The 24,803-nt window shown below is 48.7% G+C and carries 31 protein-coding genes and 1 other RNA gene; 28 read left to right on the plus strand and 4 right to left on the minus strand.

Translation table 11 applies throughout. From position 1 onward, the window contains the following. Positions 1-188: 188 nt before the first annotated feature. The 11 genes from P40081_RS00880 (at position 189) to ssrA (ending at position 12,659) form a co-directional block, all read left to right on the plus strand. Complete coding sequence (locus P40081_RS00880; protein WP_042132754.1) at positions 189-1,241, plus strand: sugar-binding transcriptional regulator; 1,053 nt, start codon at positions 189-191, stop codon at positions 1,239-1,241. A gap of 116 nt (positions 1,242-1,357) precedes the next feature. After that, a complete protein-coding gene (gene gap, locus P40081_RS00885; protein WP_039302421.1) occupies positions 1,358-2,368 on the plus strand; it encodes a type I glyceraldehyde-3-phosphate dehydrogenase in 1,011 nt (336 codons plus the stop codon). Between the two features lie 117 nt (positions 2,369-2,485). Next, complete coding sequence (locus P40081_RS00890) at positions 2,486-3,667, plus strand: phosphoglycerate kinase (RefSeq protein WP_042132755.1); 1,182 nt, start codon at positions 2,486-2,488, stop codon at positions 3,665-3,667. Between the two features lie 33 nt (positions 3,668-3,700). After that, complete coding sequence (tpiA, locus tag P40081_RS00895; protein WP_039302428.1) at positions 3,701-4,456, plus strand: triose-phosphate isomerase; 756 nt, start codon at positions 3,701-3,703, stop codon at positions 4,454-4,456. A gap of 2 nt (positions 4,457-4,458) precedes the next feature. Beyond that, complete coding sequence (gpmI, locus tag P40081_RS00900; RefSeq protein WP_042132756.1) at positions 4,459-6,003, plus strand: 2,3-bisphosphoglycerate-independent phosphoglycerate mutase; 1,545 nt, start codon at positions 4,459-4,461, stop codon at positions 6,001-6,003. 59 nt (positions 6,004-6,062) lie between these two features. Next, complete coding sequence (gene eno, locus P40081_RS00905; protein WP_039302434.1) at positions 6,063-7,349, plus strand: phosphopyruvate hydratase; 1,287 nt, start codon at positions 6,063-6,065, stop codon at positions 7,347-7,349. Between the two features lie 153 nt (positions 7,350-7,502). Continuing rightward, positions 7,503-7,766, plus strand: a complete 264-nt coding sequence (locus P40081_RS00910; protein ID WP_042132757.1) for a YesK family protein — start codon at positions 7,503-7,505, stop codon at positions 7,764-7,766. 145 nt (positions 7,767-7,911) lie between these two features. Continuing rightward, a complete protein-coding gene (gene secG / locus P40081_RS00915; RefSeq protein ID WP_042132758.1) occupies positions 7,912-8,145 on the plus strand; it encodes a preprotein translocase subunit SecG in 234 nt (77 codons plus the stop codon). Between the two features lie 233 nt (positions 8,146-8,378). Then, positions 8,379-11,390: a ribonuclease R gene (gene rnr / locus P40081_RS00920; protein ID WP_063779817.1), complete on the plus strand. Its 3,012-nt coding sequence runs from the start codon at positions 8,379-8,381 to the stop codon at positions 11,388-11,390. A 223-nt stretch (positions 11,391-11,613) separates the two neighbouring features. After that, complete coding sequence (smpB, locus tag P40081_RS00925; RefSeq protein WP_039296783.1) at positions 11,614-12,093, plus strand: SsrA-binding protein SmpB; 480 nt, start codon at positions 11,614-11,616, stop codon at positions 12,091-12,093. Between the two features lie 201 nt (positions 12,094-12,294). Then, positions 12,295-12,659, plus strand: a transfer-messenger RNA (tmRNA) gene (ssrA, locus tag P40081_RS36925). A gap of 26 nt (positions 12,660-12,685) precedes the next feature. On the opposite strand, the gene P40081_RS00930 is transcribed toward ssrA, so the two are convergent. The 4 genes from P40081_RS00930 to P40081_RS36930 all read right to left on the minus strand — a co-directional run bounded on the left by P40081_RS00930 (position 12,686) and on the right by P40081_RS36930 (position 15,083). After that, on the minus strand, positions 12,686-13,591 hold the full coding sequence (locus P40081_RS00930; protein WP_042132759.1) for a recombinase family protein: 906 nt from the start codon (positions 13,589-13,591) through the stop codon (positions 12,686-12,688). Continuing rightward, the gene (locus P40081_RS00935) at positions 13,591-14,103 is read right to left on the minus strand and encodes a recombinase family protein (RefSeq protein ID WP_042132760.1); all 513 of its coding nucleotides are present in this window, start codon (positions 14,101-14,103) and stop codon (positions 13,591-13,593) included. The genes P40081_RS00930 and P40081_RS00935 overlap by 1 nt, the downstream gene beginning before the upstream one ends. A 79-nt stretch (positions 14,104-14,182) precedes the next feature. Further along, on the minus strand, positions 14,183-14,653 hold the full coding sequence (locus tag P40081_RS00940) for an ImmA/IrrE family metallo-endopeptidase (protein WP_042132761.1): 471 nt from the start codon (positions 14,651-14,653) through the stop codon (positions 14,183-14,185). A 13-nt stretch (positions 14,654-14,666) separates the two neighbouring features. Further along, the gene (locus P40081_RS36930) at positions 14,667-15,083 is read right to left on the minus strand and encodes a helix-turn-helix domain-containing protein (RefSeq protein ID WP_063779771.1); all 417 of its coding nucleotides are present in this window, start codon (positions 15,081-15,083) and stop codon (positions 14,667-14,669) included. Positions 15,084-15,248: 165 nt separating this feature from the next. Here P40081_RS36930 and P40081_RS00950 point away from each other — a divergent pair, with 165 nt between their 5' ends. The 17 genes from P40081_RS00950 (at position 15,249) to P40081_RS01030 (ending at position 24,687) form a co-directional block, all read left to right on the plus strand. After that, a complete protein-coding gene (locus P40081_RS00950) occupies positions 15,249-15,479 on the plus strand; it encodes a hypothetical protein (RefSeq protein WP_042132762.1) in 231 nt (76 codons plus the stop codon). 143 nt (positions 15,480-15,622) lie between these two features. Further along, positions 15,623-15,871: a hypothetical protein gene (locus P40081_RS00955; protein WP_042132763.1), complete on the plus strand. Its 249-nt coding sequence runs from the start codon at positions 15,623-15,625 to the stop codon at positions 15,869-15,871. After that, on the plus strand, positions 15,864-16,145 hold the full coding sequence (locus P40081_RS00960) for a hypothetical protein (RefSeq protein ID WP_042132764.1): 282 nt from the start codon (positions 15,864-15,866) through the stop codon (positions 16,143-16,145). The genes P40081_RS00955 and P40081_RS00960 overlap by 8 nt, the downstream gene beginning before the upstream one ends. Continuing rightward, the gene (locus P40081_RS00965; protein ID WP_042132765.1) at positions 16,132-16,356 is read left to right on the plus strand and encodes a hypothetical protein; all 225 of its coding nucleotides are present in this window, start codon (positions 16,132-16,134) and stop codon (positions 16,354-16,356) included. Before P40081_RS00960 ends, P40081_RS00965 begins: the two co-directional genes overlap by 14 nt. A gap of 145 nt (positions 16,357-16,501) precedes the next feature. Then, positions 16,502-16,807, plus strand: coding sequence for a hypothetical protein (locus P40081_RS00970; protein ID WP_042132766.1), 306 nt, complete (start codon positions 16,502-16,504; stop codon positions 16,805-16,807). An 11-nt stretch (positions 16,808-16,818) separates the two neighbouring features. After that, positions 16,819-17,004: a hypothetical protein gene (locus tag P40081_RS00975; RefSeq protein ID WP_042132767.1), complete on the plus strand. Its 186-nt coding sequence runs from the start codon at positions 16,819-16,821 to the stop codon at positions 17,002-17,004. Positions 17,005-17,025: 21 nt separating this feature from the next. Beyond that, complete coding sequence (locus tag P40081_RS36075) at positions 17,026-18,162, plus strand: hypothetical protein (RefSeq protein ID WP_052421608.1); 1,137 nt, start codon at positions 17,026-17,028, stop codon at positions 18,160-18,162. Positions 18,163-18,356: 194 nt separating this feature from the next. Then, positions 18,357-19,709: a replicative DNA helicase gene (gene dnaB / locus P40081_RS00985; protein ID WP_042132768.1), complete on the plus strand. Its 1,353-nt coding sequence runs from the start codon at positions 18,357-18,359 to the stop codon at positions 19,707-19,709. A gap of 63 nt (positions 19,710-19,772) precedes the next feature. Next, complete coding sequence (locus P40081_RS00990) at positions 19,773-20,432, plus strand: DUF2786 domain-containing protein (RefSeq protein WP_052421609.1); 660 nt, start codon at positions 19,773-19,775, stop codon at positions 20,430-20,432. Between the two features lie 39 nt (positions 20,433-20,471). After that, positions 20,472-20,672 carry a hypothetical protein gene (locus tag P40081_RS00995; RefSeq protein WP_042132769.1) on the plus strand — a complete coding sequence of 67 codons (201 nt, stop codon included), beginning with the start codon at positions 20,472-20,474 and terminating at the stop codon, positions 20,670-20,672. 44 nt (positions 20,673-20,716) lie between these two features. Further along, on the plus strand, positions 20,717-21,106 hold the full coding sequence (locus P40081_RS01000) for an ASCH domain-containing protein (RefSeq protein ID WP_042140624.1): 390 nt from the start codon (positions 20,717-20,719) through the stop codon (positions 21,104-21,106). After that, the gene (locus tag P40081_RS38880; protein WP_144026079.1) at positions 21,060-21,362 is read left to right on the plus strand and encodes a hypothetical protein; all 303 of its coding nucleotides are present in this window, start codon (positions 21,060-21,062) and stop codon (positions 21,360-21,362) included. The genes P40081_RS01000 and P40081_RS38880 overlap by 47 nt, the downstream gene beginning before the upstream one ends. A 2-nt stretch (positions 21,363-21,364) precedes the next feature. Then, the gene (locus P40081_RS01010; protein ID WP_042132771.1) at positions 21,365-21,574 is read left to right on the plus strand and encodes a hypothetical protein; all 210 of its coding nucleotides are present in this window, start codon (positions 21,365-21,367) and stop codon (positions 21,572-21,574) included. A gap of 98 nt (positions 21,575-21,672) precedes the next feature. Then, positions 21,673-22,053: a hypothetical protein gene (locus P40081_RS01015; RefSeq protein ID WP_042132772.1), complete on the plus strand. Its 381-nt coding sequence runs from the start codon at positions 21,673-21,675 to the stop codon at positions 22,051-22,053. A 401-nt stretch (positions 22,054-22,454) separates the two neighbouring features. After that, the gene (locus tag P40081_RS01020; RefSeq protein WP_042140625.1) at positions 22,455-23,015 is read left to right on the plus strand and encodes a tyrosine-type recombinase/integrase; all 561 of its coding nucleotides are present in this window, start codon (positions 22,455-22,457) and stop codon (positions 23,013-23,015) included. Between the two features lie 242 nt (positions 23,016-23,257). Beyond that, entirely contained in the window at positions 23,258-24,004 is a 747-nt protein-coding gene (gene terS / locus P40081_RS01025; protein WP_042132773.1) for a phage terminase small subunit, read from the plus strand. Continuing rightward, positions 24,004-24,687, plus strand: a complete 684-nt coding sequence (locus P40081_RS01030; protein ID WP_042132774.1) for an HNH endonuclease — start codon at positions 24,004-24,006, stop codon at positions 24,685-24,687. Before terS ends, P40081_RS01030 begins: the two co-directional genes overlap by 1 nt. Positions 24,688-24,803 lie beyond the last annotated feature (116 nt).

Consider the following 24,803-nt stretch of genomic DNA (forward strand, 5'->3'; position numbering starts at 1 on the left):
GGGCGTGGTTACCTCTCACAGACCGGCAGATGTATAAGATGAAACGGGTCTGAGAATTATAGTCTCGGAACACTTGCACTCGGCGTCAGTTTTGGGTAGAATATGGGTGGGACTTAAAAAGTTAACCCGGGACATTTTGAGACCACGAACAAGGGAAAAGAGAAAGACGAAGTTGCAGGAGTGAAAGCATGCGTAATTTATTGGAAATCCAAAAGCAGCTTCTGCCTGATCTCATGGAAACCCTTAAGAGACGGTATACGATTCTACATCAGATCATGCTGTCCGATATTATTGGGCGCAGAACGCTTGCCGCCTCGCTTGATATGACCGAGCGGGTGCTGCGCGCCGAGACGGATCTTCTGAAATCGCAAGGGCTCATTGAGATCGAGAGCGTCGGCATGCGCATTAGCGAAGCCGGTCGCAGACTGCTTGACCTGCTGGAGCCGATCGCCAAGAGCCTCTTCGGCCTGGATGATCTGGAAGAGAAAATTCGTACTACGTACGGTCTCAGTAAAGTAGTTGTTGTACCTGGCGACTGCGAGACCTCGCTGTTCACCAAACGTGAACTGGGGCGTGCAGGTTCGAAGGCACTGCTCAGTGTACTGCGCAGTGACGATACGATTGCCGTCACAGGCGGATCGACCCTGGCCGAAATGGCCGATCAGTTGACCCCGCCGCTATCCCTTTCCTATAAGAACGCCTGGGTAGTTCCGGCGCGCGGAGGACTGGGAGAGAGCATGGAGATCCAAGCCAACACCATTGCTTCGACCATGGCCAAACGGATTGGTGCCAATTACCGTCTGCTGCATGTGCCTGATCTGCTCAGCGGCGATGCCTATCAGTCGCTCGCACTGGACTCCAATATTGGAGAGATTGTGCAGATTATCCGCAGATCGCGTATTATTGTGCATGGAATTGGCGATGCCATTGAAATGACTCACCGCCGCAAGCTGGACCCCGGTACCATCTCAGAGATTCAGGACGAGGGTGCGGTAGCCGAATCGTTCGGATATTATTTCAATGAGAATGGCGAGGTGGTTCATACCATGCTGACCATGGGGCTGCGCCTGGAAGACATTATCCGTACAGAAGTCGTCATCGGTATTGCCGGCGGCAAACGCAAGGCTAAGGCCATTCATGCGATGCTGCGGTTCGGCCAAGAGGATATTCTCGTGACAGACGAGGCGGCTGCTATCGAAATCGGCAAAGAAATCGACAAACAATTGCAAGAGGTCCTATAGATTCCATTTTATGGGACGCGCGCAAAGGTATTATGCATTATACTTAACCTTGTTGTCTTGACGAGCCTCACGGCTTGTCTTGAATAAATAAAACGAAATCTAGGAGGAACTATTCAATGAGTGTAAAAGTTGGTATTAACGGTTTTGGACGTATTGGACGCCTTGCATTCCGCCGTATTCAAAATGTAGAAGGTATCGAAGTGGTAGCAATCAATGACTTGACTGACGCTAAGATGCTTGCTCATTTGCTTAAATATGATACAACTCAAGGTAAATTCCAAGGCGATGTTGAAGTTCACGACGGCTTCTTCAAAGTTAACGGTAAAGATGTTAAGGTTCTGGCGAACCGCAACCCTGAAGAACTTCCTTGGGGAGAGCTTGGCGTTGATATCGTTCTGGAATGCACAGGTTTCTTCACAACTAAAGAAGCAGCTGAAAAGCACCTTAAAGGCGGAGCTAAGAAAGTAGTTATTTCCGCTCCAGCTACAGGCGACATGAAGACTGTTGTTTACAACGTTAACGATGACATCCTTGACGGTAGCGAAACAGTAATCTCCGGCGCATCTTGCACAACGAACTGTCTGGCTCCTATGGCCAAAGTTCTGAACGACAAATTCGGTATCATCGAAGGCTTGATGACTACTATCCACGCTTACACAGGTGACCAGAATACACTTGATGCTCCACACGCTAAAGGCGACTTCAGACGTGCCCGCGCTGCTGCTGAGAACATCATCCCTAACACTACCGGTGCTGCAAAAGCAATCGGCCTGGTAATTCCAGAACTTAAAGGCAAACTTGACGGTGCAGCACAACGTGTGCCTGTAGCTACTGGTTCCCTGACTGAGCTGGTTACTGTTCTGGATAAGAGCGTAACTGTTGAAGAAATCAACGCAGCCATGAAAGAAGCTTCCGATCCGGAAACTTACGGCTACACTGAAGATGAAATCGTATCTTCCGACATCAAGGGTATGACTTTCGGTTCCCTGTTCGATGCTACACAAACTAAAGTTCTGACTGTTGGCGACAAACAACTGGTTAAGACCGTTGCTTGGTATGACAATGAAATGTCCTACACTGCACAGCTCGTTCGTACTTTGGAGAAATTCGCTAAACTTGCTCAATAATACCGATTTTATATAGGCAGTACAATAGAGCGGAAACAATGAAAGTCTGTTTCCGCTCTTTCTAAATGAAATGGATTCGTGAATGAACCAATTTTGGGTGTGGAGGAAATGTTAATCATGAACAAAAAAAGTGTCCGTGATGTAGAAGTAAAAGGCAAACGCGTATTCGTGCGTGTGGATTTCAACGTGCCAGTGGAAGACGGTAAGATCACTGATGATACCCGTATCCGCGAAACCCTTCCAACAATTAAATACCTGATTGAGAACGGTGCAAAGGTCATTCTGGCCAGCCATATGGGCCGTCCTAAAGGTGAATTCGTCGATTCCATGCGGTTGACTTCCGCAGCTGTACGTCTGTCCGAATTGCTCGGCAAACCGGTAGCCAAAGCTGATGAAGCGATTGGCGAAGCGGTAAAAGCACAAATCGCTGAACTGAACGAAGGCGACGTGCTTGTGCTTGAGAATGTCCGTTTCTATAAAGGTGAAGAAAAGAACGATCCTGAACTGGCTAAGCAGTTCGCTGAACTGGCTGACCTGTTCGTCAATGACGCATTCGGTGCGGCTCACCGTGCCCATGCTTCGACAGAAGGTATCGCTCACTTCCTGCCTGCAGTATCCGGCCTTCTGATGGAGAAGGAATTGTCCGTTCTGGGCAAAGCCCTGTCCAATCCTGAACGTCCTTTCACTGCGATCATCGGCGGATCCAAAGTTAAAGACAAAATTGACGTGATCGACAACCTGCTGACTCTGGCTGACAACGTATTGATTGGCGGCGGCCTTTCTTACACCTTCACCAAAGCACAAGGTTACGAAATCGGAAATTCTTTGGTAGACAACGACAAGATCGATGCTGCGCTTGGATTTATCGAAAAAGCCAAAGCACTCGGCAAAAACTTTGTGCTTCCGGTTGACGTAGTTATCGCTGACAAGTTCGGCGCAGATGCCAACACCAAAATTGTAGATGTGACTGAAATTCCTGCTGGCTGGGAAGGTCTGGACATCGGTCCTAAAACCCGTGAAATTTATGCCGATATCATCAAAAACTCCAAGCTGGTTGTTTGGAACGGACCTATGGGCGTATTCGAAATTGATATCTTCGCTGAAGGTACAATTGCTGTAGCCCAGGCTTGCGCAACTACCGAAGGCTACACAGTTATCGGCGGTGGTGATTCCGCGGCAGCTGCTGAGAAATTCCACCTCGCAGACCAAATGGATCATATCTCCACTGGCGGCGGCGCATCACTCGAGTTCATGGAAGGTAAGGCACTTCCAGGCGTAGAAGCACTGAACGACAAGTAAGACGTAGAAGGTAGAAGGAGGCATTCCATTACTATGAGTAGAACACCTATCATTGCCGGCAACTGGAAAATGTTCAAAACCGTTCCGGAAGCCGAAGGCTTCATCGCTGAAATCAAAGGCCAGGCGGAAGTTGAAGGCGTAGAGACTGTAATCTGCGCACCATTCACTAACCTGCCTGCACTTGTTGCAGCGGTACAAGGCACCAGCATCAAAATTGGTGCTCAGAACCTTCACTTCGAAGATAACGGTGCTTACACAGGCGAGATCAGCGGTGTAATGCTGAAAGATCTCGGCGTGGAATACGTTATTATCGGCCACTCCGAACGCCGTGCATACTTCGGCGAGACGGACGAAATCGTTAACAAAAAAATGCATGCGGCATTCCGCCATGGTATTACTCCAATTGTCTGTGTAGGCGAAAAGCTCGAAGAGCGCGAAGCGGACCAGACTAAAGATGTATGCAAAGTGCAGACTGAAGCGGCATTTGCCGGACTTAGCGCGGAACAGGCAGCAAGCGTAGTTATCGCTTATGAGCCTATCTGGGCTATTGGTACAGGTAAGTCCTCTACTTCCCAGGATGCTAATGAAGTTATTGCTTACATCCGTACCCTTGTAAAAGGCCTGTACGATGAAGCAACTGCTGAAGCTGTCCGTATCCAATACGGCGGCAGCGTGAAGCCTGAGAATGTAACGGAGTACATGAGTCAAAGCGACATCGACGGCGCTCTAGTCGGCGGTGCCAGCCTGCAGCCTGCTTCCTTCGTTTCACTCGTTGAGGGGGCGAAATAAGAATGTCAGCACCAAAACCTGTAGCTCTAATCATCATGGACGGTTTCGGTTTGCGTAATACGGATGAAGGCAACGCAGTTGCCCAAGCCAACAAACCGAACTACGACCGTTACCTGAAACAATATCCGAACACTACACTTACCGCTTGCGGTGAAGCTGTAGGTCTGCCGGAAGGACAAATGGGTAACTCTGAAGTAGGGCACCTTAACATCGGCGCAGGCCGGATCGTATACCAGGATCTGACCCGCATCGATAAGTCTATCCGTGATGGGGAATTCTTCGAGAACGAAACGCTGGTTGCTGCGGTGAGAAGCGCCAAAACAACCGGCAAAAAGCTTCACCTCTATGCACTTGTATCCGATGGCGGCGTGCACAGTCACATTAACCACCTGTTCGCGATGCTCGATCTGGCCAAAAAAGAAGATTTGCATGAAGTTTATATTCATGCCTTCATGGATGGCCGCGACGTACCACCCGACAGTGGACAGAAGTTCATTCAGGAACTGGTAGCCAAGATCGAAGAGGTTGGCGTAGGTACGATTGCTACGGTATCCGGACGTTATTATGCCATGGACCGTGACAAACGCTGGGAACGTGTAGAGAAGGCTTATCGTGCAATGGTGTATGGCGAAGGTCCTAAATATACCGATGCACTTCAGGCAATCACTGGATCTTACCAGAATTCTGTGTATGATGAATTTGTAGAGCCAAGTGTGATTGTAGATAGCCTGGGCAACCCGGTTGCGACAGTGGAAAGCGGCGATTCTGTCATTTTCCTTAACTTCCGTCCTGACCGTGCCATTCAGCTGTCGCAAGTATTCACGAACTCTGACTTCCGCGGTTTCGACCGTGGCCCTAAGTTCCCTGAAGGTCTGCACTTCGTATGTCTGACAACCTTCAGCGAGACGGTTCAAGGCTTCGTGGCTTACTCCCCGAAGAACCTGGACAACACGCTCGGTGAAGTGCTGGTTCAGCAGAACAAGAAGCAGCTGCGTATCGCGGAAACTGAGAAGTATCCGCATGTTACCTTCTTCTTCAGCGGCGGACGTGATGAGGAGCTTCCCGGCGAAACACGCATCCTGATTAACTCACCGAAAGTGGCAACCTATGATCTGCAGCCTGAGATGAGCGCATACGAAGTGGCGGCGGCCTGCGTAGCGGAGATCGAAGCAGACAGACAAGATGCCATTATCCTGAACTTTGCTAACCCTGATATGGTTGGACACTCCGGCATGCTGGAGCCTACTATTAAGGCAGTTGAAGTGACGGACGAATGCGTAGGTAAAGTTGTGGATGCAGTGGTTGCCAAAGGCGGCGTTGCAATCATCATTGCCGATCACGGCAATGCGGATATGGTATTCGATGAGAACGGCCGTCCGTTCACAGCCCATACTACCAACCCTGTTCCTTTCATTGTTACGACTGAAGATGTAGTACTGCGCGAATCCGGTATTCTCGCAGACGTAGCACCGACAATCTTAGATCTGATGGGACTTCCGCAGCCTGCGGAAATGACCGGACAATCCATGATTGCCAGCCGCAAATAGGTAATACCCTAAGTTACATTGTTACACTAAAACCAAAGTTAAAAGGAGATTAAACTTACATGACTATTATTTCTGATGTGTATGCTCGCGAAGTCCTTGACTCCCGCGGTAACCCGACAGTAGAGGTTGACGTTTATCTTGAATCCGGTGCTAAAGGCCGCGCTATCGTTCCTTCCGGCGCTTCCACTGGTGCTCATGAAGCTGTAGAGCTTCGTGACGGCGACAAATCCCGTTACATGGGCAAAGGCGTTCTGAAAGCTGTTGAGAACGTAAATGAAATTATCGCTCCAGAAGTAATCGGTATGGACGCTCTTGACCAAGTGGGCATCGACAAATTGATGATCACTTTGGACGGAACTCCTAACAAAGGCAAGCTGGGCGCTAACGCAATCCTGGCAGTATCCATGGCCGTAGCTCGTGCAGCTGCAGCAGCTCTGGATATTCCTTTGTACGTATACCTGGGAGGATTCAACGCTAAAACTCTTCCAGTACCAATGATGAACATCATCAACGGTGGTGAGCATGCCGATAACAACATCGACGTTCAAGAGTTCATGGTTCTTCCTGTAGGCGCTACAAGCTTCAAAGAAGCTCTTCGTACAGGTGCAGAAATCTTCCACAACCTGAAATCCGTACTGCAATCCAAAGGCCTGAACACAGCTGTAGGTGACGAAGGCGGTTTCGCTCCGAACCTTGGTTCGAATGAAGAAGCAATCACTACCATCATCGAAGCGATCGAAAAAGCCGGTTACAAACCAGGCGTTGACGTATTCCTCGGTATGGACGTTGCTTCCACTGAGTTCTACAAAGACGGTAAATACACACTTGCAGGCGAAGGTAAATCTTACACTTCCGCTGAGTATGTTGACCTTCTTGCTTCATGGGTTGAGAAGTATCCAATCATCACCATCGAAGACGGTATGTCCGAAGACGACTGGGATGGCTGGAAATTGCTTACTGAAAAATTGGGCGACAAAGTCCAATTGGTTGGTGACGACTTGTTCGTTACTAACACTGAGCGCCTTGCTACAGGTATTGAAAAAGGTATCGGTAACTCCATCCTGGTTAAGGTTAACCAGATTGGTACACTGACAGAAACTTTCGATGCTATCGAAATGGCTAAACGTGCTGGTTACACAGCAGTTATCTCCCACCGTTCCGGTGAATCCGAAGACAGCACAATCGCAGACATCGCTGTTGCGACTAACGCTGGCCAGATCAAAACGGGTGCTCCTTCCCGTACAGACCGCGTTGCTAAATACAACCAGTTGCTTCGCATCGAAGATGAACTGGGCGAATTGGCTCAATACAACGGCCTGAAATCCTTCTACAACCTCAAAAGATAATTTCTTTTGACCCTATATTTAAAGGGCCTGCCGAACTTCGGCAGGTCTTTTTTTTGGATTCTAGATCCGAAAGTGCAATGCGATCAGCGAGGTTGCCTCGGATGCTTCTAGTGGGTTATTCTATAATTGTAGATAACTGGAAGGAGAGTGGGCATGAACGCTATTGTTGCAGGTATAGGTGTGGGGATATTTCTAATCATTCTCAGCTGGGTGCTGTCGCGGACCGGGCGCATGCGGAGCAGAACTGTTTTTTATCCGGGGATCACTGGTTTACTGGGCAGTATGATATTGCTGGTTCTAAGTTTCACTGTAATTGGAGGCTGGGAGGGGATCGGGTATGCCTTCTTCTCTGTGCCTATATTATTAATCTCTGGTCTGTTGCTGCTCGTTCTTGTCTCCTATAGAAAACAAACCTGAGAACATTAATAGTAGCATATTGATAGAATGCGGTTTGTAAGGTTGTATTCAATCTATGGCTATGATAAAATAAGAATGCTGTTTATGAAACGGAAATTCCAATTTAGCATAGATAGTGATGCTTGGACGTAGGAGGTGGAAGTGAATGGATATCTTTTTGAAAGTGGTGCTTCTGATTTTTGCCGTAGGTCTGATTGCGGTCGTTCTTCTGCAAAAAGGGAAAAGCGCGGGTCTTTCCGGTGCCATCTCCGGCGGTGCTGAGCATCTCTTCGGTAAAACAAAAGCACGCGGTATGGAGCTTGTGTTGCAGCGTGTAACAGTTGGATTGGCTGCAGGATTCTTCATCATGTCAATCGTTGTGGCCATTGTTATTGATTAGTTTGCCTACAGTAAGCCTTCGCTCTGTTCTGAATGGAATAGGCGGGGGCTTTTTTGTATGCAGATTTGAGTGTTTGCACATCATAACAGGGATGCCCGGGATTGATTTCGTGTATACTAGGGTATGAAGTATATAAAGGTAAATTTTACTTGGATTTATTAGATGTGAGATAGGACAAGACATACATATATGCCAGCGGCATGTGAATGCTGCGGAGGGCCGAGGTGACGAAGATGATAACACAAGAAATTCTACTTGATTTCATGCGGGAGACCGCTTATAAACCGCTGACTTATGAAGAACTGGTGAGCCATTTCGCAATAGAGGACAGCGAGGCGTTCAAAGCCTTTGAGAGCCTGCTGATTGAGCTGGAGAAGGACGGCCGGATTATTCTTACCCGGAATAGCCGTTATGGCGTGCCGGAACGGATGGATTTGCTGCGCGGACGGCTGCAAGCCCATGCGAAGGGTTTTGCTTTTTTGATACCCGATGACCGTGATCATCCGGATGTGTACATCCATGCCAATGATCTGAAGGGCGCCATGAACGGTGATATCGTATTGATACGGATTACCTCGAAAAGCCCGTCCGGCGGGCGTATGGAAGGCGAAGTCGAGCGGATTCTGATCAGAGGCGTGTCGCAGACGGTTGGCGTATTCCAGAGCCTGGAGACGTATGGCTTCGTGCTGCCTGATGATAAGCGGATTAACCGGGATATCTTCATTCCGAAGCAGTCCTTCAAGGGAGCGGTTGACGGGGAAAAGGTCGTTGTCCGCATTGTGAACTATCCGGAAGGCCGTGCTGCGGCTGAAGGTGAAATTATCGAGATCCTCGGTCATAAGGATGATCCGGGCGTGGATATTCTGTCGGTTATCCGCAAGCATCAGCTGCCGGAGGCTTTTCCGGCTGAGGTGATGACGGAAGCGGAGCAGGCACCGGATTCCATTACCGACGAGGAGATTATCCAGCAGGGCCGCCGCGATCTGCGCGGACTGAACATTGTGACCATTGACGGCGCGGATGCCAAGGACCTGGATGATGCGGTGAACGTTGAACGTCTGGAGAACGGGCATTATAAGCTGGGCGTTCATATCGCCGATGTAGGTTATTATGTGCGCGAAGGCTCCGAGCTGGATAAAGAAGCTTATGACCGCGGCTGCAGCGTGTATCTGGTTGACCGGGTCATTCCCATGCTGCCGCATCGGCTGTCGAACGGGATCTGTAGCTTGAACCCGCAGGTAGACCGGCTGACGATGTCCTGTGAAATGGAATTCGATGAGCAAATGAAGGTTGTGAAGCATGATGTGTTCACGAGTGTGATCCGTACCAAGGAGAGAATGACATACTCCGATGTACGCAAAATTGTTGAAGATGAAGATCCTGAGCTGCTGGAGCGCTACGCTCCGCTGATCGGTGATTTCCGCCTGATGAAGGAAATTGCGATGAAGCTGCGCGATGCCCGGATGCGTCGCGGAGCTGTTGACTTCGACTTTGAAGAAAGCAAAATCATCGTGGATGAAGCAGGTAAGGCTATCGATATTGTGAAGCGTGAGCGCTCCGTGGCGGAGCAGATTATTGAGGAATTCATGCTCGCGGCTAATGAGACTGTAGCGGAGCACTTCCACTGGCTGAAGGTGCCATTCCTGTACCGGATTCATGAAGATCCGGACCCGGAGAAGCTGCAGAATTTCATGGCCTTCGCCGCTAACTTCGGCTACCACGTCAAGGGTCGCGGCAATTCCGTCCATCCGCGTGCGCTGCAGGATCTGCTGGAGCAGATTCAAGGCACCAAAGAGCAGACGGTGATCAGCACGATGATGCTGCGCTCCATGAAGCAGGCGAAATATGATGCCGAGAGTACAGGCCACTTCGGACTGGCGGCAGAATTCTATTCCCACTTCACCTCACCGATCCGCCGTTATCCCGACCTTGTCATTCACCGCGTCATGCGTGAGGTGCTTGAGAATGGCGGAGCTCTGACCGAGAAACGTCATGAGTATCTGGCTTCGCGGATGCCGGATATCGCCCAGCAGTCCTCCGAACGCGAGCGTGTAGCGGTAGAGGCTGAACGTGACACTGAGCAGCTTAAGAAAGCGGAGTTCATGCAGGATAAGGTAGGCGAAGAATTCGATGCAATGATCAGCAGCGTGACCAGCTTCGGAATGTTCATCGAGCTGGATAACACCGTAGAAGGTCTGATCCGCCTCAGCGCGCTGAGCGATGATTATTACCACTTCGATGAAGCGCACATGGCCCTTATCGGTGAGCGTACCTCCAAAGTGTTCCGCATCGGTGACGAGGTGAAGATCCGTGTGGCCAAGGTCAACATGGACGATCATACGATCGACTTCGAACTGGTTGATATGAAGCCACGCGCGGCTGGCGACCACCGGAACTACGGCGGACGCGGCGGCAAGGGCGGACGCCCTGGAGCCGGCGGCGCCAGCAAGCCGTTCGCAGGTAAGGCCGGCGGTGCGGGCAAGGGCCGTAAAGGCAAGCCAGGCAGCGCAGCTACCGGTGCGGGTAAAGGCGGCGCTGGGAAGGGCAAGAACGGCGGTGCAGCTGCCGGTGCGGCTGGATTCGGCGCCAAAGGTAAAGGCAAGAGCGGCAGCGCTGGCGCCGGTGTCTTTGGCGGGGCAGTTAAAGGCGGCGCCGCTGAGGCTGGCGCTGGTGAAGAGCCGCGCGCAGGCGTAGCGCCGGCTGAAGATGGCGGCGCAGCAGGCGGCGGCCGTAAGCGCGGCCGCGGGCCGGAAGCGGCAGCGCGGCGTGCACTTGCCGCCGCCTCCGCAGCGGGCGGAGCTGCGAAGGCGGAGCGCCGGGGCGAAGCCGGCAGTTCGGGTGCTCCGCGCGAGCGTGAGCGCGGCAGAGGCCGCGGCGGAGACGGCGGAGGCAGTGCCGCGGGACGCGGCATTGCCTTCGGCTTCGGCTCCGGCAAGGGCGGCTACGGCGGCGCGCCAAGCGGGGGCGGAGCCGAGCAGGCGGGCGGTGAGCTGCGCGGCGTGGACGCGAGCACACGGTTCCGCAGCCGCGAGGACCTCGGCAGCGGCTTCGGAAGCGAAGGCAACGGCGCGGCGCCGGAGGGCAAGAGCCGCCGCAAGAAGAAGAAAGGCGGCGTCTTCATCGGCACTTCTGTGACTCCAGGCAACGTGGAGACCACCAATCCGGCACCGGCAGGCGCTGGCGACAAGAGCGGCAATCCGGAAGGCGGCGGCCGAAGAAAGCGGAAGAAGAAACCTCAGGCCTAGGCTGAATTAATAGAGGGCACTGTTCCTTTAGGGGGACAGTGCTTTTTTAGAATATAAGTGCTTCTATTCAACTGAAACGTAGCACTTCCTGACACCCGTATGTCAAAATGATTGCTGCGGAACAGGGTGATCCTTCCTTGCGCAGCCTGCTTGGCTTTTGATACAATATAGACCTGGTGTCCGTTCATAGGAGGCCGGGAATTCGATTCAAGGAGTGACTTTCATGGGTAAAAAAGCAGACGGGAAAGTGCTTGCCCAGAACAAAAAAGCTTCCCATGATTATTTTATTGAGGATACGTATGAAGCGGGTTTGGTTCTGACGGGTACAGAGATCAAATCGCTGCGTAACGGCCGTGCTAACATCGGGGACGCTTTTGCTACCATCCGTAATGGTGAGATTCATATTCACAATATGCATATTAGCCCTTTTGAACAAGGGAACCGTGCCAATCCTACCGATCCGACGCGTACACGTAAGCTGCTCATGCATAAGGAACAGATTCACAAGCTGCTTGGTTCCTCGAAGCGGGATGGCTTCACGATTGTGCCGCTGAAGATTTATGTGCGCAATGGCTATGCCAAGCTGCTGATCGGTCTTGGTAAAGGTAAGAAGGAATACGACAAGCGCGATTCCGCCGCGAAGCGTGATGCTCAGCGTGATATCCAGCGTGTGCTGCGCGACAAGCAGAAGATCGCCCGCTAGACTGGTAACCACCTGGCGCCCAATTGTTCCAGATTCGACCTTCAATTCCTTTAACCTACGTGTTAAAGTGTTGATAAATGTGCTATACTGTGTAAGTAAACTTATTGCTTCTGAACAGCCATCTTGATCAAGATAGCTGTGAACCGGATCAGCATTTATGCTTATCATTGATCCGTTAATCCGAAGCGCCCTTTCTAATGAGGGGCCGTTCTTGGATTCGACGGGGATAGTTCGAGCATGAGTAGCGAGTAGTGGGGACGCGTCCGCTTCATCAACGCTAAAGCCTATTAAACGGCAAACAACAAAACAACTACGCTTTCGCAGCCTAAGAAACTGTGCGCGTGCTTCTACCCTGCATCGCCCATGTGACAGGGATAGGGGCTAACAAGTAGTGGGATACGCTGTCTCATCTCCGCCTGCGGTGAGCTGAAGAAGACAATCAGGCTGACCCAACGTATAGCCGGTTACGGGGCGATACTCGGGTGACATCAAAACTGTAACTACACTCGTAGAAGCTTATGTGCCGTTATCTTCGGACAGGGGTTCGACTCCCCTCGGCTCCATTTAAGTACTGAAAAAAATAAGTGAGGAATCAGACGGTGAGCATATCGACGATGTGCCAACCGTCTGATTTTTTTATGGTGATTTTGCGGAAGAGGGATTGAATGACTTGTTTTTGTGTCGCGGAATCAACTAAGTGCCAATTTGCTTTTAAATTATTAAACGTCTCACGAACTTCAGACAATGGAATTGTCTGATCAGGCGCTGGAGGGACTTCCGTTTGAAGTTTTTTAACACGAGCGTCTTCCTCATCAATTAACGCTGCGTAATCATCCCCCGAAAGCTTTCCGTCTCCTAAAGCCATCATCCAGTTTCGACGGCGTTTCTGACTAATCTCCAGTTCCTTTTGCAGGTTAACTTTGCTGCGTGTATTCGCTTTTGGTTTTGGTTTTTGGAACCCATCCTCAAGGACTTCAATGTGACTCCAAATTAGCTTGCTTAATTGAATCTCCGAAATACCAGGTGCATTGCATGTCCCTTTGGCATATTGATTCAGACAACGGTAGCTCAAATATTTTTTGTTTCCATGCACAGAAGCGTTACCAGCATACGTTGCACCGCACAGTCCACATTTGATAATTCCGCTGTAGGGATAATCGAAGGATCTCCTGGACATGTGGCCTTCCTTACGGCGCTGCCGGAATCCGTTGGCTTTATCGAATTGATCTTTAGTTATGATCGCTGCATGATCACCTGGAGTGATGATGCGCTGATCTTCGGTCCAGTCGTCTGCCTTGAAGTGATTGTATCCCGCATAAGTTGGATTTTTCAGTACATTCCGGACGGTCTTATTATCCCATTTCCCACCTTCCTTCGTCGTTGATTTCTCATTCATGTGTTTAGCGATTTTCGTTACGCCCCAGCCTTCCTCCGTGAACAAATCGAATACTTCCTTAACGAGCAGAGCTTCTTCCTCCACAACAACAAGCTTCAGCATTAATAATCCTGCCCTTCAAATGCATAACCCAGTGGAGGCCGCGACATGTGTCTGCCGCCATTTTTAGCCTTCGCAACAAGTCCCTTCAGTGTCTCTTCTCGGAGATTATTAATATATAATTCTGCCCAAATTCCGTTTAACTGAAGAAAAGCCTTGCCCATCGGAGAACGGGTATCAATCTCATCCTGACCTTGTGCTGCTATGATAAGTCTGATATCTAATTTGTTGACCATCTCGATAAACGCGATAATATCCCCCATGTTCCGACTCAACCGATCAAGCTTATGAATCAGCAGCGCCTCAAATCGTCTGGCTTTCATGTCCGCAATCATTGCCTGTACCCCGGGCCGTTTAAAGGTTTTTCCACTCACACCGGGATCAGAATAAACTCGATACAGTTGCAATCCTTTGCGCTCAATCGCCTGCTGTAGTACTTCTTCTTGCGCCTCCAGACTGAAGCCTTCTTCAGCCTGCATAGCTGTGCTAACTCTCGTATAAATGGCAGCTCTCATCCTTTTTCCTCCTAAAAGAGAATGTATGTTCGGTTTACTGCTATATTTAAACAGCCCTGCGGCTGGAAATCGCAAGATGTCAGTTTTCGAGGAAAAATTCAAGTACTCCGAGTGGATCAAATCTGATCGTAAAACGTTCGTCGACCTTTAAGAGTAGCCCATACTTACTTGTATAGCGATCAATGGCATCTTGAAGGAATTCTTCAGTCACTTCCAAAAACTCTGCTAAATCATGTTTGCCTGAAACACGCGATTTGTGAGCCTGTACTATCTTATCCATTGGAATCATACAATGATATGCCCATTGCCTGGCACGGAGTTCTTGTTTTCGATTTCCTAAATTAGATTGATCAAGGATATTACCTACGGTGATCGAATAGTGAGCAATTTCTTCGGCAAGTGTGCAGGCCTTTTCAATTGTCGCCATTCCTTTACGTATACCGATTTTATTTCCCTTGATCAATCCTTTTGCTTCTGATTTAAAATCCTTTTCAATGACTTGTAAACCGTATGTAGCTGCCTCTTCTATTAGTAGGTCGTATTTTCCCATCGAGTCATCCCCGTTATAGTTCTTCTAGGTCTTGTTTCATTAGTTTGATTTGATCTTCCGAGTAATCATCGGTATGAGCAGCGACAACTTCCAAATGTGATTTCCGCAAACGGTTATACTCCATGTTCAGTACAGTATTCACCGTATGCTTTCCTTTCTCATCTAGTTCTCTGTATTTTTCTATGAGTTTAATTTCGAAATCATTAAATTCAACTATATTGGAGGTTTCAGTTTCTTCTACACCCATTATAAACAATGGTGTTGTCTGCAGCGCCTTAGCTAAAAGCGCAATTTTGTCTCTCTTCATATTTTCAATTGATCCTGTTTCCCATTTTCTAACCGTACTCTTTCCCACGCCGACTATGTTGCCGACTTCCTCTAAAGTTAGGCCCAGTTCAATTCTTCTTTTCTTTAAATTGGAACCACGCATTCAGCACACCTCTTTCTATTCCCAATAATACTACAAAAGTATCGTATAAGCAACAATTTTACAAAAATAATAGGTATAAGTGTCTTTTAGGGGTTGACCAGTGATTAATTCGTGGTATTATAAAAGTATCCTAAATGACACTTTACATGAGAGGAGGAGCGAACAATGAATTCTAATGCGCTAAAAGCTAAGCTCGTACTCAACGGAATGTCCGTTAGTGATCTTTTGGAAAAGCTTAACGATTTGTACAAAGTAAAGATGAGTAAGAGCGCATTTTACAGAAAGTTAAATGGCAGTAGTGAGTTTGACAGGAAGGAAATTGTCGCTATATCTACTTGTTTAGAAATCGATGCGTCAAACTTACTGAGTATTTTTTTTGGCGAAAAAGTGTCCTAAAAGATACACGTGTCAAGGAAGGAGTGGCGCTATGAAAGCGATACTGAGATCCAGTCAACTTAGCTATGAATTGCTGGAGAAGATTGCCTTACAGGTTCGGGAAGGTAGAAAAAAACAGATAGAAAAAGAGAGGAGCGCATAGTTTGAAACTGACAATCAATGCATATCGCTGCATATGTGCTCATTTCCTCGCTGTCCGTGATGCTGCTAAGGCAAACGGACAGGAAGTGGCTGCGTCTGAAGCATACCAAGCTTATAAGAATTACCGTGAGCTGCTAAATGATGTTTACGACAAACGGCTGTCCGGGATAATCACCGGACAGCCGTCACAACTCAAAATTGTTATTCGGTCGCAATTATCAATTCATGAAATGAGGGAATTGAATGGATAGAAACAGCTTAGTAGCTGAGGCAAAAGCGGCGGGAACAGCGGCAAAGCATAATATTGGCGTGATTCGGAAGAATCCTGAAGCAATGCTTCCAGGTGAACAAGATTTCGCTGAGGCCCACCTGAATAACATGATCCGCATTGCGGAACTGGAAATGAAAAACGACCGCCTGGCAGGGCGATCGCAGTTGAGATTCCGTCTAAAGAGCCTCGTTGTGTCCATTTTAACCGTAGATCGTGCCGAGCGCAAGGGGGACAAGGGATATGTCGGATTATGAACGTTATTATAACTCTTATTTTGAAATTTTTACGAGGGAAAAGGAGAGTCGTGAAGATTTATGGTATGCGTCTTGTTACTGCGGCAAGCTTTTGGCTTCTTTTCTCCGCAATATTTTAATTAAAAATTATGATTCTGAATCTGAAAAGTTCGAACAGATCAAGGCTTTGAATGATGCATATCAAAAAACATTCCCGCCTGATGAGGCCTGAGGGATACAGGCCGAAACCCCGCAAGGGGTCGCGGATATCCGCCGCAGCTGCATCGTGCAGCGTCGAACCTTAGAAGTAACCTTCCTCCGGTTTGGCGTTGCACGATGCAGCTGACGCAATAATCTTATGAAAGGGGAATGGCATTATGATACCTGAACATTTATTTCAGGATCGTTACTGGCGGGGGCTGCTTCATATTTTCACGAATCATAACAAGCTTAAGCAATTCTTATCCAATCCGGATTTTTTTGATTTTGAAGAACTGTCTTTGCATGTAGAAGCTTTGTTGAAAGCATCGAAGGGTTGGAGTCCATGCGAAAAATTCATGTTGGAAGTTGCGCTACACCTTTTTAACGGCATCAACAAAATAGATCTTTCACAGGCTGACCGCTTAGACAACAAGAGCACTGAAATCCTGCGTGAAGCCTTGCTGCTTCGCCTTGATAGGTAAAGGGGCGCAATATGCTTGTATTCAAAGGTGACATGGTGCGGACAAGCTGCGGCCTGTATGGTGAGGTACTGGATACATGGGGCATCGCCCGCCCATGGGCAAAGCTCCGAAAGGAAGACGGAGAATTAGCATTCTTTCTCCGCACGGATGTAACGGAGATTGTAAAACGCCCGCCTGTAAAGAAGGGCAAACGATGATGATACAGCAGAGGTGAGCTTATGCCAGCAGATAGCTTTCCTTTTCCGATCTTCTCCGGGCTGTTTTCGCCGCAGCATTACAACAACATAGGCAGCGCGATATGGCTATTTGCTTGGTGCATCAGCTCCACGACTAAGGAAGTCGAAGAGGACGGAACTGTCTGGGGGCTTGTCCTTGGTGGCAAGCCGATGAAGCTTTCTGAAATCGGCGGAAACTTTGGGGTTACCGACAAGAGCATCAGCAGATGGATAAGTGACCTGCAGGAGCACGGTTACCTCCATATCACCAGAGCGCCCCGGGGTTTGATCATAAGGGTTAGGAAATCCAAGAAAGACCTTCTGAAGCGATCAGATAAACGTGTTCCTACATTAAAAAGTGATCAGACAATTGTGTCCGATCAGAACGAAAGTGATCAGACAGGAATGTCCGATCAGGACGACAGAGATCAGACATATTTGTCCGTTCACACGGATGGTGATCAGACATTTCTGTCCGTTCAGAACGATAGTGATCAGACATATATGTCCGATCAAAGGCCGGGTTTAGGTAGTGATCAGACAAAAATGTCCGATGCAAAAGATATTACTATTACTACTACTATTACTAACTTAGAAAAAGAGTGGTGGGAAGAAGAACCAAACCAAATCCCGCCAGAAAATGACATGTTCGTCCTGATGAAAGCTTACTGCGTTTTACACGGCCGATCAGATATACATGTTTCCCCGAAAGAACGTGAAGCCATGGGTAATATGGTCACCGGAGGGATTCCTATCCCTTTTACCATCCGAACTATGGAAACCATGTACAGGGAAAAACAGGCGCGTGAGGGCGAAGACTTTGAACAGGCTAATAGCTTCGCTTACTACACAGGCGGCATCAAGAAAGCCTGGAAGAATACCCAAACTGTCAGCAAGACGGACGGCAAGCCTGGTAGTAAGCCAAGAGCTAAGGCAGCTCCATCAGATCCGCCGCGCAAAACGAAGCAGCAGCAGGAAATGGAAGACCTGCAACGTCGCATGAAGGAGGCCGAAGACCTTGAAAAGAGCGCAAGTGATACAACTCCTGATAGAACTCAAACGGGAGTATACGCACCAGATAGACACCAGCGACCAGGAAGTTACCCGGCTTTACGAAGCGCTGAAAGACTTCCCGTTTGATAAAGCCATCGAAAACGTCCGGCATCATATTTTAACAAATTCATGGGCACCCAAAATCGCCCAGATACGTGCTGGGCACGGTGATATGACTGAGGATATTCGAAGCAAAATAGAGGCCGCGCATGTACTGGCTGAGAGACAAAATAATCGCGCAGAAGTGGCGCTGCCGCCTGCGGGCTGGAAGGAGGCACTATATGCAAAGCTTGGAAGAGATTCGAGAATTACCGAATAGCCCGGCTGCGGAAGCTGCGGTTCTGGGGGCGGTCCTCATGGACAAAACGGGGGATGCGGTAGAGTTGGCGTCCGCTCTTCAGCCTGAATCATTCTTAAACCCTGTGCATCAGGAGATATTCCGGTCCATCGTCACTTTACATCGGGGCGGTGATCCTATTGAATTTCCGGCGATGGCGAATGAGTTGCAGAGCCGAAAGCAATTGGACAAGATTGGCGGGACAAGCTATTTACTCAAACTGGCTCATTCGGTGCCGTCGGCGGCAGAGATTGGGTATTACATCGGTATCCTGGAGGACAAGCACACGCTGCGCAAGGCGATCTATGCCGCCGAACGCCAGATGCGGCAGGCGTATGAAAGCGACGACGCCGGACTTGTGGTTAGTACCATGCTCAACGAAGCGTCGGCCTTATCAGATCAGGCTTCATCCGACGATGATTTCCAGCCCATCAATAAGGTGATGATGCAGGTCATTGATACGACGGAGGAACGTTGTACAAACGTCAAAAATGGCATTACAACGGGACTTTATTCCGGGTACACCGATTTAGACGCTATGCTTGCAGGCTTCCAAAACGGCGATTTCATTGTTGTTGCAGCCCGTCCTTCTGTTGGGAAAACAGCATTCGCCCTGAACATCGCGCAGAATGTCGCAGTCCGAACGAAGAAGACGGTTGCTATCTTCAGCTTGGAAATGTCCGCGCCTCAACTAGTGCAGCGCATGATAAGCGCTGAGGGTAATCTGGATTCCAATGCCATGCGGACCGGGGAAATGAAAGGGCATGACTGGGACAAAATGGCCGGGGCTGTTTCCATTCTAGGTGGGGCAAACATCTTCATCGCTGATCCGGCTGTAATCACTGTTCAGGAGATACGCGCGCGCTGCCGTCGCCTAAAGAAGAGTCATGGCCTGGGTATGATAGTGATTGATTATCTGCAATTGATTCAAGGCCGGGGCAAGTCGGGGGAGAACCGTCAACAAGAGGTTTCCGAAATATCCCGTACCCTGAAGCAGATTGCTCGGGAACTTGACGTTCCTGTCATTGCCTTGTCCCAGCTCAGCCGGGGCGTTGAGCAGCGCCAGGACAAACGACCGATGATGAGCGATCTTCGGGAATCGGGAGCCATAGAACAGGATGCGGATGTTGTGGCGTTCCTTTACCGGGATGATTACTACAACCAGGATACAGAGAAAAAGAACATTATCGAAATTATCATTTCTAAGCAGCGCAATGGCCCGGTGGGTACGGTGGAACTGGTATTCCTGAAGCAATTCAATAAATTTGTTAATTATGAGAGGGCGCACAGCGCATGATGCTGCGTCGTGACGATAGAGTCAGGTCTTAATGAACAATTAACTTTTAAGGGGATGAAATGTATGGATTCCGCAATTAGAAAAATTCAAAAAGCTCTTAAGTTGGCAGACGATAATTCAAATGCAGAGGAAGCACAGAATGCAATCTTACTTGCTCAGCGCTTAATGGCTAAACATGGTTTGACGGCTTCGGATATTGGGTCTCCTGAACAAAAACAACCGGAAGCGCTAGAAGGTAAAATTCGCAAAAGCAGAATTGAGTGGTGGCATCGCAAACTTCTGGGAGTTGTGGCTGATAATTTTCGATGCTACTCATTTTTTGCAAAGGGTTCATACATTGGGTTTCTTGGGCTACCCGAAGATGTTGAAATTGCCAAAGAAGTATATGTCTTTGCTGAAGATGCTATCCGGCATCATTCAAGTGAATACCTGAAGACGCGCAACTATTACTTTGGTTCACGGCGACAGACCAATATGTTGAAGAATGATTATATCACCGGATTTATTCAGGGATTGCGTGAAAAGTTCAAGGAACAGGTAGAGGTGGAATGCTTATCTTTGGTGCTGGTGAAGCATGATGCAGTAGTTGAGTACTACGACAAAGCGAAATGGAAAACTGGTAAACCAACTAACATGTCCACATTGGGTGACAGTGCTGCTCGGGCGCAAGGGTACAAGGATGGGAAAAATTTTAATAATCCTGTTGGGAAGATGATCGGATAGCAGTGGACGCATACGGCGTATCAGAAAGGATGAAGTGAAATGGCAAAAGAAAAAGATGATAGGACAGTTGGTTTTATTCAAGGAGTAGCGTATGCCGCTGGGCTTTGCAGGCGCTTTGGCAGTGATTCGGAGCAAATTCTTGCGGAATCAGGTATTACCGAAGAAGAGTTGCGGAAATATTGTGATGATTACGACTTAGAGAATCTCGGTCTGATTAATGGTGATGAAGAAGATAACTAATGCGCAGTCCGAAGAAACAGTTCAACGGAAAGGGGCTATGTGATATGGAAGGACTGGTCATTAAACCGAAATGGGCGGAGTTAATTCTCTCCGGTTCCAAGACCTGGGAGATAAGAGGGAGCCGGACGAATAAGCGCGGAACAATCGGGATTATCAAGAGTGGCAGTGGGCTTATATATGGAACCGTGAATCTCGTGGGGTATCTGCCGCTAACTATGCATGCTTGGGATTCAAATAAGGACAAGCATCTTGTGCCATACGCAGATATTAATTACAAGACCCCGTATGCGTGGGTATTGCAAAATCCAATTGTATACCCTGAACCGATTCCCTACAACCACCCACAGGGAGCAGTGATTTGGGTAAAGTTGCCGGAGGGAGGTAGCTATGAGCACCTTATCCCCAATTCATCCACAGGCCATGAACATGATTAACAAGGCTCTTGGTCAGGTAGTCCGAAGAGGCAGGAAAGCCGAACGCATGCAGCTTTATGTATGCCCTCGATCCGAACTGGCTCAGCATCAATTAATCAACACGGCATTTGGAAATTTGCGGATCTGTACAAGTGAGTACCTGTCAAAAGGCTATTCTTATATAAGAGAAGATTTGATCGCCGAGGAGATAGGTTTTGCCTGGGTCTCCTATCCAAAAACAGCGAATATTACAGAGAATCGAAGAAAGGAGGCATAAGGGTGATCATCAAGACAGTCAAAAACGTCAATTCACCGGCCGGGTGCATCGTATCCGGAGTTTCATTCCGGGCGCAGCGCGACCACAACGGCTTTGAAATCACTTTCGGTGAATTCAAAGGTCAATATATTACGAATGACGCAGCAATCATTATTAGCGATTTGGTGTTAGACCAAGACGGAAAGATTCCGAGGGGCCAAAAATATGCCTAATGAACATGAAAAGACTCCCTAATCCTTGGCGGGGGCTGGGAGTCAATAAACGGTAAATTCTACCTCAACCCATTATAACATAAAGGGGATCGAGGGGAATGGCAATGGTATGGGTGCAGGGAGAATTGTTTCCTCGTGCTGATAAGATGGACAAGTTGGCAGCTAAATCTCTTCTAAGTGAGTATCCCAAAATGCGTAAGGCGATCCTGAACTTTGAACGAAAAGAGACATTAACCATACAAGAAGAAACTCTATTCAATAATCTTAAATACAAGGTTCAGGAGATTGACGCAGCATTGGAGCTGATTTTGGATGATGATGTTAAGGCCATTCTGAAACATAGATATTTCACCGCACGTAAACATCACCTAACGTTGGAGACATTTGGAGCAACAAACAGCACAGCTACAATTAACCGGCGCATAGATGTAGGAGTGCGAACTATAGCAGAATGCCTTAAGCTGTCCGGCATGATCTGAATTATGAGACTAAATTGAGACAAAATTGATAGTAGGTTGAGACCGATGTGAGACAGAAACGGATTTACAGTAGGGACATAGGGAAGAAGTCATTCCCGGGTGTCCCTACTAACCCTTATCATGGTAGGACTCGGCCACGTTGAATCAGTGATGAAGCCCGTTGCGGAACAGAACGCAAGGGTGGAGCTGTAGCACAAGTAGCAAGTAGATGTTGCGGCGGCATGGTGCGGGGGAAGAGAGATTAAGACGCTCTCAATGCGCTCCGCCCGGGCGCGGTATGAGCATAAGGGGTGTTTGTCGGTATGACCGTCCGCCACCGTGCAAATACGGGCTAATATTATCCAAATTACAGTCGCTCATTTCGGGCGGCTTTTTTGCTGTTAATGAATGCGGGTGGTGGTATGAAGAAAGTACAGCCCATTCGGGACGAGCGAATCATAGACGGAATGAAACACTACTTTCGGATTCGCAGCCTACGGAATTACCTGTTCTTCTGTATCGGAATTTACTCCGGCTTGCGTGTTTCTGATTTGTGTATGCTGCGGGTTGAAGAGGTTCGCGGGACGCATGTCAGCCTGGTTGAGCAGAAGAACAAGCATGCCAAGAAGTTCATACTTCATCCGAGCATCCGGGAGGACTTGGATCGGTACATTGCCGGGATGGCTGATGGGGATTATTTGTTCGCCAGCCGCCAGCGGAAGAAGATCAGCCGGATCAAGTATCAGCCGATTGATCGAACGACAGCTTACAGGTTCTTGAATAAAGCAGCTCAGGAATTTGGGCTGAAGGAAATAGGCTGTCATACGCTGCGGAAAACATGGGCTTATCGTTTATATATGCAAGACCCTAAGAACCTAGCGTTACTAATGGACATGTTCGGCCATAGCGATCCAAGGGAAACATTGGACTATATCGGGCTGACACAGGACATGATGGACAAGGCAATCATGGCTTTGCGTTAAATGCAGTGCAACATAATTCCTTCTTTATTGAAGTCAGAATAAAGCGAGGGGATGCATATATGAAGGAACGCGATTTTTTTTGTGGAAAACGAGTGAAACAGTATTACCATTGTGTTTCACTCAAAACCCAGTATTTAGCAGTTTAGCAGCAGCAGCCTTTAGGTCACTAAAGTAACGTTTGGGAATAACTGTTAAAAGTGTACTGTCCAAACTCGAATGCTGTTCGGAGGTGGTGAGATGAGGTGAGCAGGGGCCGGAGTGAAAAGCGTGATAAAGCATTCCGAATGTGGGAAAAAAGTGGCCGGGCAATGCCGCTGGTGGACATCGCGAAAAAGTTGGAGGTCGCGGCTTCGCTTATTCGGAAGTGGAAGCATGAGGATGCCTGGGATGCGCGGCCAAGTCGAAAGCGCGGCGGCCAGCCGGGGAACAAGAATGCTGAGGGCAATAAAGGCGGCGGTGCTCCACCGGGGAATAAGAACGGCTGGAAGCACGGCATGTATGAATCCATGTGGATGAGTGAGATTGCCGCCGATCATAAGATGAAGCTCATGACGATGGAAACAGATCCTCGTCAGATCCTCGTCAATGAAATATCGCTGCTTGAATACCGGGAGTATCGCCTCATGCGGTACAGCCGGGAGATTGAGCAGGGATGGGATTCGACGATTACGCAGTCCAAGAAAGAGCGCTTCAAGAAGGTAGTCGAGGATTTTGGCGACACGCCATCGTTTGACGCGAATGGGTTTCTTGAAGTGGAGCTGAAGCTTGAGCATGAAATGATTGAAGTGGAGACCGTTACAAAGACTCCGCAAATGCTGGAGCGCCTGCTTGCGATAGAGGGCCAGCTTTCAAATGTGCAGGGTCGCAAGCTGAAGTGTATTGCGTTGTTGGATCAGTTTGACCGCAATGAGCTGACTACTGCTGAACTGCAGCTCAAGGTGGAGCGCATGCAACTTGAAGTGAATAAGCTCAGAACGGAGGCATGGTAATGGCACGACATGTGATACTGAAGACATTCTATTCATCAGATAAGTGGCGTACATTCCGCATGAATCTAATCTTAGAGCGTGGCAACAAGTGCGAACGCTGCGGAAGCAACATAGCCCGATCCATTGATATCATAGGCCACCATAAGATAGAGCTTACACCGGAGAATGTTCAGGATCACAGCATCAGCCTTAACCCTGACCAGGTAGAGCTTATCTGTTCTGACTGCCACAACATGGAGCATAAGCGCTTCGGCTATCAGTACATCAAGGAAGTATATCTCGTATACGGTCCGCCGCTGTCAGGAAAGACCACGCTGGTTAATGAGCAGCTACAGCGCGGGGATCTTGTTGTCGATATGGACCGGCTATACACTGCGGTGTCTGGCCTGCCGAGCTATGACAAGCCGGACGCTTTGTTCTCCAATGTCATAGGCATTCACAATCAACTGCTTGACAACATCAAGACACGGCTGGGCAAGTGGGGTACAGCGTGGGTCATCGGCGGATATGCGGACAGGCACAAGCGCCTGCGGCTTGCCGATGAGTTAGGAGCAGAGCTTATCTATTGCGGCGCTACCCGTGATGAATGTTTGCTCCGGCTGGATGGCGATGAGGAGAAGCGATTCCGTAAGGATGAGTGGCGAGGATACATCGACAAATGGTTCGAGCAGTATCAGGAATAGAAAAATTTAAAATATTTTTTCTGGAATTTATTTTATTTTTTTATTTTTTCCCAGCCCCCCGGTCAAAAAAATAATTTTTTTCTCAGCAGGACCGTCGGGGTGAGTCAAATTTTGCA

The organism is Paenibacillus sp. FSL P4-0081 (assembly GCF_000758565.1).
Taxonomy (GTDB): domain Bacteria; phylum Bacillota; class Bacilli; order Paenibacillales; family Paenibacillaceae; genus Paenibacillus_AQ; species Paenibacillus_AQ phytohabitans.